The sequence below is a fragment of the Nitratireductor luteus genome, from assembly GCF_026162365.1.
Classification (GTDB): domain Bacteria; phylum Pseudomonadota; class Alphaproteobacteria; order Rhizobiales; family Rhizobiaceae; genus Chelativorans; species Chelativorans luteus.
On the sequence record NZ_JAOANW010000017.1, the window covers coordinates 69880 to 85772 of the forward strand.

Annotated in this window: 19 protein-coding genes; 6 read left to right on the forward strand and 13 right to left on the reverse strand. The window is 63.2% G+C overall.

Features of this window, described 5'->3' with window-relative positions:
• Positions 1-20 precede the first annotated feature (20 nt).
• On the forward strand, positions 21-890 hold the full coding sequence (gene ttcA, locus N1058_RS20935) for a tRNA 2-thiocytidine(32) synthetase TtcA (protein ID WP_265519544.1): 870 nt from the start codon (positions 21-23) through the stop codon (positions 888-890).
• Here ttcA and N1058_RS20940 read toward each other — a convergent pair.
• The 4 genes from N1058_RS20940 to N1058_RS20955 all read right to left on the reverse strand — a co-directional run bounded on the left by N1058_RS20940 (position 874) and on the right by N1058_RS20955 (position 3892).
• Entirely contained in the window at positions 874-2073 is a 1200-nt protein-coding gene (locus N1058_RS20940) for a multidrug effflux MFS transporter (RefSeq protein ID WP_265519583.1), read from the reverse strand. The genes ttcA and N1058_RS20940 overlap by 17 nt on opposite strands.
• Before the next feature lie 338 nt (positions 2074-2411).
• Positions 2412-2747 carry a Grx4 family monothiol glutaredoxin gene (gene grxD / locus N1058_RS20945; RefSeq protein WP_265519545.1) on the reverse strand — a complete coding sequence of 112 codons (336 nt, stop codon included), beginning with the start codon at positions 2745-2747 and terminating at the stop codon, positions 2412-2414.
• A 193-nt stretch (positions 2748-2940) separates the two neighbouring features.
• The gene (locus N1058_RS20950) at positions 2941-3174 is read right to left on the reverse strand and encodes a BolA family protein (protein WP_265519546.1); all 234 of its coding nucleotides are present in this window, start codon (positions 3172-3174) and stop codon (positions 2941-2943) included.
• 118 nt (positions 3175-3292) lie between these two features.
• Complete coding sequence (locus N1058_RS20955; RefSeq protein ID WP_265519547.1) at positions 3293-3892, reverse strand: TetR/AcrR family transcriptional regulator; 600 nt, start codon at positions 3890-3892, stop codon at positions 3293-3295.
• A gap of 88 nt (positions 3893-3980) precedes the next feature.
• On the opposite strand from N1058_RS20955, the gene N1058_RS20960 reads away from it, so the two are divergent.
• Positions 3981-4481, forward strand: a complete 501-nt coding sequence (locus tag N1058_RS20960) for an anthrone oxygenase family protein (protein WP_265519548.1) — start codon at positions 3981-3983, stop codon at positions 4479-4481.
• Positions 4482-4533: 52 nt separating this feature from the next.
• Here N1058_RS20960 and purL read toward each other — a convergent pair whose 3' ends face one another.
• Together purL and N1058_RS20970 are read right to left on the reverse strand one after the other, a co-directional pair.
• Entirely contained in the window at positions 4534-6738 is a 2205-nt protein-coding gene (gene purL, locus N1058_RS20965) for a phosphoribosylformylglycinamidine synthase subunit PurL (RefSeq protein WP_265519549.1), read from the reverse strand.
• A 123-nt stretch (positions 6739-6861) separates the two neighbouring features.
• Positions 6862-8283, reverse strand: a complete 1422-nt coding sequence (locus N1058_RS20970) for an aminotransferase-like domain-containing protein (protein ID WP_265519550.1) — start codon at positions 8281-8283, stop codon at positions 6862-6864.
• A gap of 145 nt (positions 8284-8428) precedes the next feature.
• Here N1058_RS20970 and N1058_RS20975 point away from each other — a divergent pair, with 145 nt between their 5' ends.
• Positions 8429-8596 (forward strand): DUF1127 domain-containing protein, encoded by a 168-nt coding sequence (locus tag N1058_RS20975; RefSeq protein WP_265519551.1) that lies wholly within the window; start codon positions 8429-8431, stop codon positions 8594-8596.
• Positions 8597-8615: 19 nt separating this feature from the next.
• Here the strand turns inward: N1058_RS20975 and N1058_RS20980 are convergent, their stop codons facing one another.
• The 5 genes from N1058_RS20980 to purC all read right to left on the reverse strand — a co-directional run bounded on the left by N1058_RS20980 (position 8616) and on the right by purC (position 11564).
• A complete protein-coding gene (locus N1058_RS20980; RefSeq protein ID WP_265519552.1) occupies positions 8616-9248 on the reverse strand; it encodes a Pr6Pr family membrane protein in 633 nt (210 codons plus the stop codon).
• Positions 9249-9365: 117 nt separating this feature from the next.
• Positions 9366-9752, reverse strand: coding sequence for a hypothetical protein (locus N1058_RS20985; RefSeq protein ID WP_265519553.1), 387 nt, complete (start codon positions 9750-9752; stop codon positions 9366-9368).
• Positions 9753-9808: 56 nt separating this feature from the next.
• Complete coding sequence (purQ, locus tag N1058_RS20990; RefSeq protein WP_265519584.1) at positions 9809-10477, reverse strand: phosphoribosylformylglycinamidine synthase subunit PurQ; 669 nt, start codon at positions 10475-10477, stop codon at positions 9809-9811.
• Between the two features lie 23 nt (positions 10478-10500).
• Positions 10501-10743, reverse strand: coding sequence for a phosphoribosylformylglycinamidine synthase subunit PurS (purS, locus tag N1058_RS20995; RefSeq protein ID WP_265519554.1), 243 nt, complete (start codon positions 10741-10743; stop codon positions 10501-10503).
• A gap of 29 nt (positions 10744-10772) precedes the next feature.
• Complete coding sequence (purC, locus tag N1058_RS21000) at positions 10773-11564, reverse strand: phosphoribosylaminoimidazolesuccinocarboxamide synthase (protein WP_265519555.1); 792 nt, start codon at positions 11562-11564, stop codon at positions 10773-10775.
• Positions 11565-11827: 263 nt separating this feature from the next.
• Between purC and N1058_RS21005 the strand changes: the two genes are divergently transcribed.
• Together N1058_RS21005 and N1058_RS21010 are read left to right on the forward strand one after the other, a co-directional pair.
• Entirely contained in the window at positions 11828-12148 is a 321-nt protein-coding gene (locus N1058_RS21005) for a DUF1476 domain-containing protein (RefSeq protein WP_265519556.1), read from the forward strand.
• An 8-nt stretch (positions 12149-12156) separates the two neighbouring features.
• Positions 12157-12945, forward strand: a complete 789-nt coding sequence (locus N1058_RS21010; RefSeq protein WP_265519557.1) for an HpcH/HpaI aldolase family protein — start codon at positions 12157-12159, stop codon at positions 12943-12945.
• On the opposite strand, the gene N1058_RS21015 is transcribed toward N1058_RS21010, so the two are convergent.
• Positions 12942-13493, reverse strand: coding sequence for an RBBP9/YdeN family alpha/beta hydrolase (locus N1058_RS21015; RefSeq protein ID WP_265519585.1), 552 nt, complete (start codon positions 13491-13493; stop codon positions 12942-12944). The genes N1058_RS21010 and N1058_RS21015 overlap by 4 nt on opposite strands.
• Positions 13494-13731: 238 nt before the next feature.
• On the opposite strand from N1058_RS21015, the gene N1058_RS21020 reads away from it, so the two are divergent.
• The gene (locus N1058_RS21020) at positions 13732-14538 is read left to right on the forward strand and encodes a VOC family protein (RefSeq protein ID WP_265519558.1); all 807 of its coding nucleotides are present in this window, start codon (positions 13732-13734) and stop codon (positions 14536-14538) included.
• 22 nt (positions 14539-14560) lie between these two features.
• Here N1058_RS21020 and purB read toward each other — a convergent pair whose 3' ends face one another.
• On the reverse strand, positions 14561-15862 hold the full coding sequence (purB, locus tag N1058_RS21025) for an adenylosuccinate lyase (protein ID WP_265519559.1): 1302 nt from the start codon (positions 15860-15862) through the stop codon (positions 14561-14563).
• Positions 15863-15893: the final 31 nt, after the last annotated feature.

The following is a 15893-nucleotide window of genomic DNA, read 5'->3' on the forward strand; positions in this document are numbered from 1 at the left end:
ATGACGGGTTAATCAGGGGCATGACTCTCGCCGAACCGCAAACCTCGACCCCCGATACCGAAGCCTCCGCCGGCGCCCACCCGCTCTTTGCGGATGCGCCGTCCTCGGTGGAGTTCAATAAGCTGCGCAAGCGGCTGCTGCGGCTCACCCGCCAGGCGATCGAGGATTTCGCCATGGCGCGGGCCGGCGAGCGCTGGCTGGTGGCGCTGTCGGGAGGCAAGGATTCCTACGGCCTCCTGACCATCCTGCTCGACCTGAAATGGCGGGGCCTCCTTCCGGTGGAATTGTTGGCCTGCAATCTGGACCAGGGCCAGCCGAACTTCCCCAAACACATCCTGCCGCAATACCTGACGAAACTGGGCGTCGCCCATCGCATCGAGTATCAGGACACCTATTCGGTGGTGACGGACAAGATTCCCGAAAACCGCACTTACTGCTCCCTGTGCTCACGGCTTCGGCGCGGCCATCTCTACCGCATCGCGCGAGAGGAGGGCTGCTCGTCGCTCGTGCTGGGGCACCATCGCGACGACATTCTCGAAACCTTTTTCATGAACCTGTTCCATGGTGGTCGGCTCGCCGCGATGCCGCCGAAGCTCCTTAACGACGAGGGCGATGTCATGGTGCTGCGGCCGCTCAGCTTCTGCGCCGAGAACGATCTGACGAGATTCGCCGACGCCATGCGCTTTCCGATCATCCCCTGCGATCTATGCGGCAGCCAGGACGGCCTGCAGCGCAACGTCATGAAGGCGATGCTGGCGGATATCGAAAAGCGGATGCCCGGCCGAAAGGATACGATGATCCGCGCTCTGGCCAACGTGCGGCCCTCGCACCTGCTGGACCGCAATCTGTTCGATTTTGCCGGCCTCGCGCCGACTACACCTGTGGATTGACGGTCCGGAAGAGCTTGCCCCGCTCGGCGATCAGCACCAGCACCAGCCCCACCGCCGAAACGATGAAGTAGCCGGCCGCCAGCGGCGTCAGCGTGCCGTCGAAGGCCTGCCCGATCATCGCGCCCAGAAGTCCGCCGCCCAGCGTGGTCGTGAAGCCGAGGACTGAGGCCGCGGTGCCCGCGACATGGCCAAGCGGCTCCATGGCGATGGAATTGAAGTTCGGCCCGATCCAGCCGAACATGAACATCGACGCTGAAAACAGTACGAAGAACAGCGGAAACGGAACCGGCCCGATCAGCGAGACCGTCAACCACAACGCGTTGGTCACCAGGAATGTCAGCAACGCCCCATGCGAAAGCCGGCGCATGCCGAAACGGCCGACGAAACGCGAGTTGGTGAAGGACGACAGGGCCATCAGGCCGGCGCCGATCGCGAACAGGATCGGAAACCATGCGCCGAGGCCGTAGATGTCGACATAGATCTGCTGTGCCGAATTGATGAACCCGAACAGCGCCCCGAAAATCGCCGTCGTGGCGAGCGTGTAGCAAAGTGCGATGCGGTTGGTCACCACGAAGCGGAAGCCTTCCACGATGACTTTGAGCGAAAAGGCGCGGCGGTGGTCGGGGTCGAGCGTCTCCGGCAGCCGCAGCCACGCCCAAAGCGCGACGACGAGCGCCAGCCCCGCCATAAGTATGAATATCTCGTGCCAGTCGCCGAAGATCATGATGAGCTGGCCGAGGCTGGGGGCCACCACGGGGATGGCCATGAACACCATCATGACCATGGAAAGCACTTCCGCCATCCGGCGTCCGCCAAAGACGTCGCGAATGGCCGACACCGCGATCACGCGCGTGGCCGCCGCCCCGATGCCCTGCAGGACGCGCAGCGCCAGAAGCAGCTCGAAGGACGGCGCGAAGGCCGCCGCAACCGCCGCGCCGACATAGACGGCAAGCCCGATAAGCAGCGGTCCCCGCCGCCCGAAACTGTCGGTGATTGGCCCGTAGAAGAGCTGGGCGCCGCCGAAGCCGACCAGATAGGCGGTGATGACGAACTGCCGGGAGTTCTCGTCCTCCACCCCCAGCGCCGCGCCGATCTGCTGCAGCGCCGGCAGCATCACGTCGATGGCGAGCGCGTTGAGCGCCATGAGCGCAGCCGCGAGCGTGATGAATTCGGCCCGGCCGATTTTCAGGCTGATTTCGTCGCGGGTGCTGGCAGCTGGCTGTTCCATCGAAAGCGCTCCGTCGAACCGCGCGCTTTCGGGCGGCACGGCCTGTCTGATCAGATGGCCCCAGTCTGGACCCTCACTTGCTGCCCTGGAAATGAGTCACAGGCATTAAAAGCGTCGGCCAGGAGCCGACGCGACGCTACCGCATCGGCCCGAAAATCGGAATCGATTTACGGAAAGCACGATGCGTAGATTTCAACGCTTTACAGCGTCCTTTATGCGTCCGAACGGATGGACGGGCTGTAGGCAATGACCTTGATCGTACACTATTGAAATGCCGACACTGCGGCGGCATGTCAGGCCGCGCCGCGTGTGCTGACGCCCTTTTCCGACATGAACGTCTGCAATTCGCCCGCCTGGAACATCTCGCGGATGATATCGCAGCCGCCCACGAAGTCGCCCTTTACATAGAGCTGGGGGATCGTCGGCCAGTTGGAATATTCCTTGATGCCCTGCCGCAATTCGTCCGAAGTCAGCACGTTCACGCCATGATAATCGACGCCCAGATAGTCGAGAATCTGAACGACCTGGCCGGAGAACCCGCACTGCGGAAAACCGGGCGTGCCCTTCATGAAAAGCACGACCTCGTTGCTCTTTACCTCGTTCTCGATGAATTCGTTGATGCCGCTCATCTATCTATCCTTTCGTTGCCGGCCTTTGGAGCATGATCCCGAAAAGTCGCAGACTTTCCGGAAAGGGATCATGCGCCCGACTGCAAACCGTTAACCCGGTATGTATTGCACACACCCTCGCGACGCAATGCGGTGAAGGAAAATCCGCCCGTCCCCATAGCGAGCGCGGGCATATGAGAAGCCATACTAAAGGTCAGTCCGGCACACTCGTCTGCAGCGCAAGGGCATGCAGGACGCCGCCCATCCTGCCTTTCAGCGCATCGTAGACCATCTGGTGCTGCTGAACGCGCGACTTGCCGCGAAAGCTCTCTGCCACCACTTCGGCCGCATAGTGATCGCCGTCGCCGGCGAGATCCCGAATCGTCACCTTGGCGTCGGGGATGCCTTCCTTGATCAAGCGTTCGATGTCGGCGGCGTTCATGGCCATGGCGTGCGCTGTCTCCAGGATTGCTCTTGAACGAGATATGACGGTTAGGGCGGACGAGGTCAATTGTGGTCGGCGACAAACCCCCGCTTCCTGAGCCCGTTCTTGGAAGCGGGACCGGTCAGGCGGAGCAGAGTTTCCTGAATGCCGCGACCGCCCCGGCGGCATGCGATTCCGCATCCGTTTCGGAAGGCGGGGGAATCGCTCCGATGGCGCGCCTGATCTGCCGGTCGCCGATCAATAGGCTCAGGAACCATTCGGTGGCCGCGTGGGCCGAGGGGGCGGCGAGCGTTCCGCCCGCAATGGCCCGTCCAATCAGTTTCTCGATCAGGGGGAATAAGCGGTCGCGGCCCGCGGCGGCGATGGTTTTGCCCAATTCTCCGCTTTCGTCGGCCGCTGCCGCCCGGTTCAGCGCTATGGCCTTCTCGCCCAGCAGCATCGAAAGCAGGATCGGGGCGATCTCCTCCAGCGCGCTCACAGGATCGGCGCCGCTGCTCAATGCCGCCTCAAGCCTTGCTTGCGTCTCGCTGGCGTTGCGTTCGACCATCGTCTTGAACAGTCCGCGCTTGCCGCCGTACCAGCGGTATAGAGTCTCGTTGGAAGCCTTGGCTTCCTTGGCAATTGCCAGCATGGACGTGGCCCCATAGCCGCGCTCCTGCACCAGCCTGTAGGCCACCTTCTCGATTTGCCGATGCCGTTCGAGCCGGGATTCCGCGCGCATGAACATCTCCGTAATGTCTTGACCAAATACGTACATATTTGTACGGATAAGTAAATACGTACACGAGAGTACGATTTTGGAGGCGGTCATGCCGAGATTGTTGTCAGCGCTGTCGATCCTGTCTTTGGTCTTTTGTGGAGCGATATTCGGATTCTTCTACGCTTGGATCTGCTCCACCATGTGGGGGCTCGATCAGGTCGACCCGCGCGTTGCGATCGAGGCCATGCAGGCGATGAATGCCTCGGTTCGCAATGCGGTGTTCTTTCCCGCGTTCTTCCTGACGCCCGTGGTGTTGGCGCTAACGGCGGCGGTTTCGCACTATCTGGGCCAGAGGTCGGCCGCGCCATGGTTCCTGCTGGCCGCCGTCGTCTATCTCGTGTTCGGGCTTGCCCTCACCATGGCGGTGAACGTGCCGATGAACCAGGCACTGGCCGCCAGACCCGTTTCTGCCGACATGGAGATCGCGGGCGAAATCTGGCAGGACTATTCGGGACGGTGGCAGTTCTGGAACCAGATGCGAACGGTGGCGTCAGGCATCGCCCTGGCGCTGGCGGGGTTTGCAGTCACGAGATTGCGGCCCGCCGTTTAGCGCCTCCGATAAGACGGAAAGGGCGGCTGGCGCTCCGGCTGTCGCCGGACGTCTATCCGTCCATGAAAGCCGGAAACCAGCCTTCGTGGACTGCCTTCAACTCCGAGACCGGCACGGCGCGTGCTTCGCCGAGCTTGAGGTCCGTTCCACCCGTCACGCCAAGGACGTGGGCGGAAACGCCAGCCTTCCGGGCTTCGGCAACCACCGCGTCGCGCATGTCCGATGCCACCGCGACGATATAGCGGCCCTGGTCCTCGCCAAAGAACGCCTCGGCCGTGGCGTCGCCGGGCTCGGCGATCGTCGCGCCGATACCCGAAGCCATCGCCATCTCGGCAAGCGCGACGGCTAGGCCGCCGTCGGAGCAGTCATGCACGCTCGTGGTGCGCCCAGCCCGGATGAGCCCGCGCACGAAATCGCCGGTCCGCCGTTCCGCGTCGAGATTGACCGGTGGCGGCGGACCTTCGACACGGCCATGGATGTCGCGCAGATAGACGGACTGGCCCAGATGCGTGCCCCAGCCATCAGGCCCGCCCAGCAGCAGGACTGTCAGGCCCTCGCCCGCAAAGGCGATCTTGGCCATTCGGCTCCAGTCGGGAATAAGCCCGACCCCGCCAATCGTCGGCGTGGGCAGGATGCCCTGTCCGAGCGTCTCGTTGTAAAGCGACACGTTGCCCGAAACGATGGGAAAGCCCAGCGCCTCGCAGGCTTCGCCCACTCCCTGCACCGCGCGCACGAACTGGCCCATGATCTCGGGCCGCTCGGGATTGCCGAAGTTGAGATTGTCGGTGGCCGCCAGCGGCTCCGCCCCCGTCGCCGTCAGGTTGCGCCAGCATTCGGCGACCGCCTGCTTACCGCCTTCGAACGGGTCCGCCTCGCAATAGCGCGGCGTCACGTCGGAGGAGAAGGCAAGCGCCTTGGTCGGATGATCCTCGACGCGTACCACGCCGGCATCGCCGCCCGGTATCTGCAATGAGTTGCCCTGGATCAGCGTGTCGTATTGCTCCCATACCCAGCGCCGCGACGAAAGGTCGGGCGAGCCTATGAGCTTCAACAGCGCATCGGCCGCGTTCGTCTGCGGCACCGCACCAAGGGGCGCGGGCGCCGCAGGCACGATCCAAGGCCGGTCATATTCGGGAGCCTCGTCGCCGAGCTCCTTGATCGGCAGGTTCGCCACTTCTTCGCCCAGGTGCAGGATGCGGAAACGCAGATCGTCCGTCGTCTTGCCGACGACCGCGAAATCGAGCCCCCATTTGCGGAAGATGGCCTCCGCTTCGCCGCGCTTGTCCGGCCGCAGCACCATGAGCATGCGCTCCTGGCTTTCCGACAGCATCATCTCGTAGGCGCTCATGCGCTCCTCGCGCACCGGCACATGGTCAAGGTCGAGCTCGATGCCGAGGTCGCCCTTGGCGCCCATCTCGACCGCCGAGCAGGTGAGCCCCGCCGCGCCCATATCCTGGATCGCGATGACCGCGCCCGTCTTCATCAGTTCCAGGCATGCTTCCAGCAGGCATTTTTCGGTGAAGGGGTCGCCGACCTGCACAGTCGGGCGCTTTTCGTCGATATCGGCGTCGAATTCGGCCGAGGCCATCGTCGCGCCGCCCACGCCGTCGCGGCCCGTCTTGGCGCCCAGATAGACGACCGGCAGGCCGACGCCTTCGGCCTTCGAGTAAAAGATGGCGTCCGTGTTCGCCAGTCCGGCCGCAAACGCATTGACCAGGATATTGCCATTATAGCGGGCGTCGAAATTCACCTCGCCGCCGACAGTCGGCACGCCGAAGGAATTGCCGTAGCCGCCGATGCCGGCCACCACGCCCGCCACCAGATGCTTCGTCTTTGGATGGTCCGGCGCGCCGAAGCGCAGCGCGTTCATGGCCGCGATCGGCCGCGCGCCCATGGTGAAGACATCGCGCAGGATGCCGCCTACGCCCGTCGCGGCGCCCTGGTACGGCTCGATATAGGACGGGTGGTTGTGGCTCTCCATCTTGAAGACGACGCACTGCCCGTCGCCGATATCGACGATCCCGGCATTCTCGCCCGGCCCCTGGATTACGCGCGGCCCGGAGGTGGGCAGCGTGCGCAGCCATCTCTTGGAGCTCTTGTAGGAGCAATGCTCGTTCCACATCGCCGAGAATATGCCGAGCTCTGTGAATGTCGGCTCGCGGCCGATCAGGTCGAGAATGCGCTGATATTCGTCCGGTTTCAGCCCATGGGCGGAAATCAGGTCGTCGGTGATGCGGATCACATTTGGGATGGTCATCGGATGTCCGGGAAACTGTTGCGATAAGAGGCATCCCTTTAGCGCACCTTGGCGCGCGTTACACGGCCTAAAGCACAAAAAATTGGGGGCAGGGCCCGTCAGAGGCGCGTATCAAGCGGTCTCTTAGTCGTAGCTGGTGTATCCGGCGCTGCCTTCCTCCAGCAGTCGCCGGATCGTGGCGAGGCCCTTCGACACGTCCTCGCGCCGCGGTGCTGCGGATATACCGAGCCGCACGTGATGGAACACCTGCTCGGAACGCCCCGCCTTGAACTCGTCCGCGTCGTCTATGAGCAGGCCTCGGTCGGAGGCCGCCTGCTTGAACGTGCTGGAAAGCCACGGATCGGGAAGTTCGAGCCATATGAAGGGGATATTCGTCCGCGATTGCGCATTGAACCCTGCCAGAGCGTCGCGGGCGAGCGCCAGCCGGGCATTGATTTCGTCCTTGCAGCGTTCCCGGATTTCGGCAGCCTTGCCCGAAAGCACCAGCCGCGCGCAAATTTCCGCAAGCAGGAAGGGCATGCCGCCTGTCACCATGCGGTGTGAGATGCGCACGCGGCGCTCCAGATGGCTCGGGCAGCAGATCCAGCCGCCGCGCACGCCTGCCGCTACCGATTTCGAAAGGCCGCCCACAAGAAAAGTCCGCTCCGGCGCCAGTTCGGCAAGGAGCGGATTGTCATCGTCGGCCATCGCTCCGTAGAGATTGTCCTCCACCAGCCATACATTGTGGCGCCGGGCGATCTCCGCAATCTCCTGGCGCCGGGCCACCGGCATTGTGCTCGTGGTCGGATTGTGGGCCGATGGCATCAGGAATGCGAGCTTCGGATGGCGCTGCGCGCAAAGCCGCTCGAAATCCTCCGGCACCACACCAAGCTCGTCGGATTGGATCAGCGTCACCCGCCTGCCGATCAGCCCGGCGCTGCGCGCCACATGGGAATAGGTCAAGTGCTCGAAGGCGACGTGGTCGCCGGGCGATGTCATGGCCGCGATGATCGCCACCACGCCCGCATGCGCGCCGAGCGTGGGGACGATCCGCTCCGGCGGGGGCTGAAATGCGCCTTTGGCGAGCCACTGGCTGCCTGCCTCGAACCAATGGTCGGGAAAGAGCCGGGCATAGCCCACCACATCGTAGGAGTGGTTGGACATGATCCCAGTCACGATGTCGCCGATGATTTCGCCCTGGCCGACCGAAGGGGCGGCGGTGCTGTCGAAACGCAGCTTGTCGGCTGGCGCGTCCATCTCACGCGTGCCGCCGAAATCTCCCGGAGCACTCGCATAGCCGGGATGGGCGAGGGCGCCTTGCGCGCGGTCCACCACATAGGTGCCGCGTCCCACTTCGCCGCTCACCAGCCCGCGCTCGCGCGCCACCGCATAGGCCCGGCTGACCGTGCCGATGGTAACGCCGATATCGAAGGCAAGATTGCGCTGGGGTGGCAGTTTGGTACCCGCCGGCAGCACGCGGTGCTCTATATCCTCCTCTATCTGGTCCGCCAGGCGGAGATAGAGCGGTCCGGTTCCCCGCGATAGGTCAGGCATCCAATTTGTCATCGTAGCAATTATGTATCTTGCCTCAATGATGCAGTCAATGCAGTAAGAACCTATGCAATTTAAGGTTCAATGAGGAAGAAAAATGGGTACAATTAATGCAATATCTCCTCATTCCCGCACGGCACCCTCACAGAGCAAGGGCGGATTGCACCTGGGTACGCTTCTGCTTGCAGTCGTCAGGCGCATTGATCAGATGGACCAGCGGCGGCGCAGCCGGATCGCCCTGCAGGAACTGAGCGACGAACAGCTCAAGGACATCGGGATCTCGCGCGCTGACGCCTTTCGCGAAGCCGCCAGACCGTTTTGGGACTAATGCCGGGAGGAGTGGCCGGTCAGCGCATCGCCCTGGCCGCCTTTCGGCGCACGCCCACCACGCGGTCCGCCATCACCGTGACGGCGCTCAGCAGGACAAACAGCAGGGCAATTCCTCCAATGATCAGCAAGACCTTGCCGATACCCAGAACACCGACGTCCAGGAACACATAGGGTACCTCGCCGGCAATTGGCGCGCGTGCAAGCAGATAGAGCAGATACAAGACGGGGTAGGCCAGCCAATAAAGGATGTCGCGCCAGCGCAAGCTGCCGTCCGCGCCGGCCAGCAGCCACCATGTCAGGAACAGCGCCGGCGTTACATAGTGCAGCAGAAGATCGCAGAGCAGAAACAGGCCCTGCGGCCGCCATAGATCGGAGAGCAGTAGGTAATAGACGAGGCCGACCGCGGCGATTGCCACGGCCACGCCGCCGCGCGCGCGCGCGCGGCGGAAGAAGGCCGGACGTCCGATGAGTGCCGCCAGATGTGTCAGCACCACGAGAATATTCGTGAGGATGGTGAAGAACGAAAAATAGTAGACGATCGAGCCGCCGAGGCTGTGACCTGCCGCCATCGAAACCGGCATGAGGATCACGAACTGCAGCACCAGCGCGAAAACGCCGATGACAAAGCCGGTAAAGTTGAGGATCAGCATCACCGTCTCAGAGCCCTTCTGAAAATGGATCAGGCCGAGTTAAAATAGTGTTTTCGAGCATCGGAGCGCAGGAAATCGCCATTTTCAGGCCGGCATCAGCCATTTTCACACGGAACCTCAACTCCTGCAGTCTGCGCTGCCTCCGGACCAGCGCATGATATCGGCGTTCACCCGTCCGCCGGTCGAAGTCGTGGCAAGCGGCCCGTAGGTCTCGATCTTCACGGGCGAACCGGAGGCCTCGATGACGAGGACCGGCAGGCCCTGCGCCCTTTTCGCATGTACCAGCAGAAGGCGCGGGCTGCCGGCCGTGTCGAGTTCGGGAACCAGCCGCAGATCGCGGAACGCCCGGTCTCGTGTCCGCATCCAGCACCGCGCGCCCTTCTCGTTGATGTGCTGGAGAGCAATGGTCGGGGTTTCGGCCTCCACCGTCAGCGCGAGCGGGCCGCCCATGGGCTCCGGTGTGCAGCCGGCGGCCGAAAGGGCCAGCAACAGGGCGCCCGCCATCGGCGTTGCGCCACGCCCCCACCGGCCGCGAGGCCGTGGATGGGCAGGAAGGCGAATCACGCGGCCTTGCCCAGAACGCTTTCGAAAAGCGCCCGACCGTCATCGCCGCCATGGGCCGCTTCGATCAGATTTTCGGGATGTGGCATCAGGCCAAGGACATTGCCGCTTTCGCTGACGATGCCGGCGATGTCGTTCATCGAGCCGTTGGGATTGGTGTCCTCAGTATAGCGGAACACCACCTGGCCTTCGCCCTCGATCCGCTCCAGCGTCGCATCGTCGGCGAAGTAGTTGCCGTCATGGTGGGCCACCGGGCAGCGGATGATCTGCCCCGGCTGGTAGGAACGGGTAAAGGCCGTGTTGGCGTTCTCGACGCTGAGCTTCACTTCCCGGCAGACGAATTTCAGCGATGCGTTGCGCATCAGCGCGCCCGGCAGCAGACCCGCTTCAAGCAGGATCTGGAAACCGTTGCACACGCCCATGACCATCACGCCCTGCGCCGCCTTCTCGGCGACCGCCCGCATCACGGGCATGCGTGCCCCGATCGCCCCGCAGCGCAGATAGTCGCCATAGGAAAACCCGCCGGGGATGACGATCAGGTCGACATCGGGTAACGCCGTCTCCGTCTGCCAGACCAGATGCGGCGCGTGGCCGGAAATCTTGGTCAGCGCGGTGATCATGTCGCGGTCACGGTTGAGGCCTGGAAGCTGAATGATGGCTGCTTTCATGGTCATTGCCCCGATGCCCCGCCTCAGGCGATCTCGATCGAGTAGTCCTCGATCACCGTGTTCGCCAGAAGCTTCTCGCACATGGCCTTCAGCTGTGTCTCGGCCGCCGTCCTGTCGTTCGTTTCGAGCTGCAGGTCGAAGACCTTGCCCTGGCGTACATGGTCGACGCCCTCGAAGCCGAGGCCGCCGAGCGCGCCTTCGATGGCTTTCCCTTGCGGGTCGAGCACGCCGTTCTTCAAGGTGACGGTCACACGGGCTTTCAGCACTTTATCGATTCTCCTGGCCGCGCTGCAGTTCAGTGACGGGTTTCATCGTCGGGTTTGGAGGACACGAGCACAGGTCCGGTCGGCTTTCCCGTGTCGTTCTCGTTCATGATGCCGAGCCTGCGGGCCACTTCCTGATAGGCTTCGACGAGCCCGCCCATGTCGCGGCGAAACCGGTCCTTGTCGAGCTTTTCCTTGCTTGTGATATCCCAAAGCCGGCACGAATCGGGTGAGATCTCGTCGGCCACGACGATCCGCATCATGTCGCCCTCGAACAGCCGTCCGCATTCGATCTTGAAGTCCACGAGTTGGATGCCGACGCCGAGGAACAGGCCGGAAAGGAAATCGTTGACGCGAATGGCCAGCGCCATGATGTCGTCGATCTCCTGCGGGCTCGCCCAGCCGAAGGCCGTGACGTGTTCTTCCGATACCATCGGGTCGTCCAGCGCATCGGCCTTGTAGTAGAATTCGATGATCGAGCGCGGCAGCATGGTGCCTTCCTCGATGCCGAGCCGCTTGGCCAGCGATCCCGCCGCCACGTTGCGCACCACGATCTCGAGCGGGATGATCTCCACTTCCTTGATCAACTGCTCGCGCATGTTCAGCCGGCGAATGAAATGGGTCGGAATGCCGATCCGGTTGAGATGCTCGAAAATATACTCGGAGATGCGGTTGTTCAGCACGCCCTTGCCGTCGACGACCTCGTGCTTCTTCTTGTTGAAGGCGGTCGCGTCGTCCTTGAAAAACTGGATGAGCGTCCCGGGCTCCGGCCCTTCATAAAGAATTTTGGCCTTGCCCTCATAGATACGGCGGCGACGGTTCATAGCGTTCTCTGGTCTGTTGCGCCGCGTCTTGATAGGCAGGGCACAAACCGGCGCGGCAAAAGAAATGGCCCAAGCTTCAGCGGTCTCTAGCGCAAAGCGTCATGCACCTCAATCGCCATTTGTCGCAACCCTGTCGAATTGCACCGCCAATGCGCGCGCGGATATTGACCCGGAACACGCCTTCTGGTTTGACCTTGCCAACCATATCGAACGGGACAGCGCCATTGCGCACCCAGCGGGCACCGATCCGGAGGACTAAACGCATGAGCAGCATGAACGACCGCGAAAAAGCATTCGAGAACAAGTTTGTCCATGACGAGGAGATGAAATTCCGGGCGATCTCGCGTCGCAACAAGCTGCTCGGCCTGTGGGCCGCCGAAAAGCTCGGCAAGACCGGTGACGAAGCTGCCAAATATGCCATCGAGGTCGTCAAGGCCGACCTGGAGGAAGCTGGCGAGGAAGACGTCTTCCGCAAGGTGCGCCGGGATTTCGACGCCGCCGGCGTCGCCCAGTCCGACCACCAGATACGCCGCGAGATGGCCGAACTCCTTCTTGCCGCGATCGACCAGGTCAAGGCCGAGTAGGCCTTGCCATGGCTGACAGAACGCTCGACCAGCGCATGGCCGCCGGGGAAGCCCTTCTTTCCGCATGGTCGGCCATTCCCGAACCGCTAACGACGGAAGCTGTCGCCCGGCTCGGCTTTGATGCCGTGACGCTCGACATGCAGCATGGCGGCCACAGCGACGAAAGTGTCCTGCGGGCCATTCCGGCAATTCGGACGGGTGGTCCACACTCCATCGTGCGTATTCCCGTAGGCCGTTTCGATATGGCGAGCCGCGCGCTCGATTTCGGCGCCGAATGTATCATCGCGCCGATGGTCAACACCATCGAGGATGCCCGCCGCTTCGCTGCGGCCATGAAGTATCCGCCGCAGGGGGAGCGTTCGTGGGGCGCGACCATTGCCATGTTGCGCGCCGGCGCCGAGGCCGGCCAGGACTGGCTCGAAACCCAGAATGCGCGCACCCTCGCGCTGGCGATGATCGAAACGCGCGAGGCACTTGCGATCGTCGACGACATACTGGCCGTTGACGGCATAGACGGCGTCTTCGTCGGCCCCTCGGACTTCTCCATCGCATGGACCAACGGCGCCAGCATCGATCCATCGCTCGAAGAAATGATGGAAGCCATCGGAACGATAGCCGCGAAAGCCACTGCCGCCGGCAAGCACGCCGCGATCTACACGGTCGATCCGGCCCTGGTGGGGCGTTGCTATGCCATGGGCTATCGCCTTTTCGCGCTCGGAAACGAATACGGCTATCTCACCCACGGTGCGCGCAGCTTCATCCAGAAGGCCCGCGACAGTCTGGAATCGAACACCTAATCCAGATGCGAAATGAATTTGGCGAAGGTCATTGAGCCCTCCGGCCATGGGCCGAAGCCTGATTCTGCGTTGATATGCCCCGCCTCGCCGGCGTCGAAGAACAGCGATCCCCACGCGCCGGCGATGTCTTCCGCCACGTCGTAGCCGCAGAAATGATCGTTGCGGCTGGCAATGACGATGGAGGGAAAAGGCAGCGGTTCGCGCGGGTAGGGGCCGAAGGTCATCAGGTGCTTCGGCCGGATTTTCGGGTTTGCCACATCCGGCGGCGCGACGAAGAAGGCGCCTGCGATCCGGTTGCGGTACTCCGGTATGGCCTGCACGGCGGCCGCCACGCCCAGCGAATGCGCCACCAGAACGACCGGGCGCTCGGCTCCGTTCACCGCCTCCGTCACCTTCGCCACCCAGTCTTCGCGCACCGGCTTCGACCATTCGGCCTGCTCGACGCGCCGCGCGGTCGCGATGCGCTTTTCCCAGCGCGTCTGCCAGTGTTCCGGGCCCGAATTGGTGTAGCCGGGTATGATGAGGATGTCGGCGTCCTTGGCTTTCATGCCGCGGCATTTAGCGATGGATGCCGGCATGTGCAACCCGCCGCATCGCCCGTTGCGTAGGTTCCAAAGAGTGAACAGCGTGTCAGCGATCCCTTCTCTTGTGCACGCTGCGTCCGAACGGCACATTCAGCCCATCGATATGGGCACCCCATCGATGTGGGCAAAAGGCCCGCTTCATGGATGGCGCCTTGCGGACGGGCCGACTCTTCTTATCCGCCCGCCGCCACAGGAGATTGAAATGACTGTACTTCCCTTTTCGGCCACGACGCCTGTCAGCATTGGCGAAGTCGGCCTCAAGGCCCGGGACGCCGACAAGCTGGCCGCCTTTTACAGCGCGGTCGTGGGGCTCGAGATCCTGGAGCGCGATGGCGGCACCATTCGCCTTGGGGCCGGCGGCCGTCCACTGCTGACGATCGAGGAAGACCGGCAGGCCCGTCCCGACGACCCGCGCGAAGCCGGCCTCTTTCATACCGCCTTCCTGCTGCCCGACCGGGCAAGTCTGGCGCGCTGGGTGCGGTTCGCCGCCGCCCGCGGCGTCGCCCTTGAGGGCGCTTCGGATCATCTGGTCAGCGAGGCCGTCTATCTGAGCGACCCTGAAGGCAACGGCATCGAAATCTATGCCGACCGCGACCGCGACGAGTGGCAATGGGATGGCGACCATATTGCGATGACGACACTGCCGCTGGACCACCGGGCCCTGCTATCGGTTTTGGGCGACAATGATGCGGGCTGGCGCGGCGCGCCCGAAGGTACCGTGGTCGGTCATATCCATCTGCGTGTCGGCGACCCGCGCGCGGCGGAAGCCTGGTGGAACGAGACCCTGGGCCTCAAGACCATGGCTCGCCGCAGCGAGGCTGCCGTTTTCCTGGCGTCGGGCGGCTACCACCACCATGTCGGCGCAAATGCCTGGCGCAGCGCTGGCGCCGGCACTCGCGATCCCGGCAGGGCCGGGCTCGCGTGGGTAAAGCTTATCGACACCGCCGCCGACGGCGAAAAAGTGCTGCACGATCCCTGGGGAACGGAAGTGCGCGTCGCAACGGCCTGAGCCGAAGGACGCGGACATCCCATCAGCCGAACACGCGCTCGAAGATTGTGTCGACATGCTTCGTATGATAGCCGAGGTCGAACTTCTCGCGGATCTGCTGTTCCGACAGTGCCGCGCGGACATCCTTGTCCGCGAGGAGTTCCTCAAGGAAATCAGCGCCCTGTTCCCACACTCTCATGGCGTTGCGCTGAACGAGACGGTAAGCGTCCTCGCGGCTCACTCCGGCCTGCGTGAGCGCCAGCAGAACGCGCTGTGAGTGAACCAGGCCGCGGAACTTGTTGAGGTTCTTTTCCATCGTCTCGGGATAGACGACGAGCTTTTCCATCATGCCCGTCAGCCGCTGCAGCGCGAAGTCGAGTGTCACGGTGGCATCCGGGCCGATCATGCGCTCGACCGAGGAATGCGAAATATCGCGCTCGTGCCACAGTGCCACGTTCTCCATCGCCGGCAGCGCATAGGCGCGCACCATGCGGGCAAGCCCGGTGAGATTTTCCGAAAGCACCGGGTTGCGCTTGTGCGGCATGGCCGACGAGCCCTTCTGCCCCGGCGAGAAATATTCCTCCGCCTCCAGCACTTCGGTGCGCTGCAGGTGCCGCATTTCCGTTGCCAGCCGCTCGATTGACGAGGCGATGACGGCAAGTGTCGCGAAATACATGGCATGGCGGTCGCGCGGCACCACCTGCGTGGACACCGGCTCTGCCTTTAGCCCCAGCTTCTCCGCGACATGGGCTTCCACGCTCGGGTCGATATTGGCGAAGGTGCCGACCGCGCCGGAAATGGCGCATGTGGCGATTTCCTCGCGCGCGTTGACGAGCCGGGCCCGGCAGCGTTCGAACTCGGCATAGGCTTGCGCCAGCTTTACGCCGAAGGTGGTGGGCTCGGCGTGGATGCCATGGCTGCGGCCGATGGTGACCGTATCCTTGTGCTCGAAGGCCCGGCTTTTGAGCGCCGCCAGCAGCGCATCGAGATCCGCCAGCAATATGTCGGTCGCCTTGACGAGTTGTACGTTGAAGCAGGTATCCAGCACGTCGGAAGACGTCATACCCTGGTGGACGAAGCGCGCTTCCGGCCCGACGATCTCGGCCAGATGCGTCAGGAAGGCGATCACGTCATGCTTGGTCTCGCGCTCGATCTCGTCGATGCGTTCGATGTCGAACTCGACGCCTCCCGCTTTTTCCCAGATCGTTCTGGCGGCTTCCTTCGGGACGATGCCGAGCTCGGCCATTGCGTCGGCCGCATGCGCCTCGATTTCGAACCAGATGCGGAACTTCGATTGCGGGGACCAGATTTCCGCCATTTCCGGCCGCGAATAACGAGGGATCATGCCGTGTTGCCTGCCTGTTTGGAGATTGTCC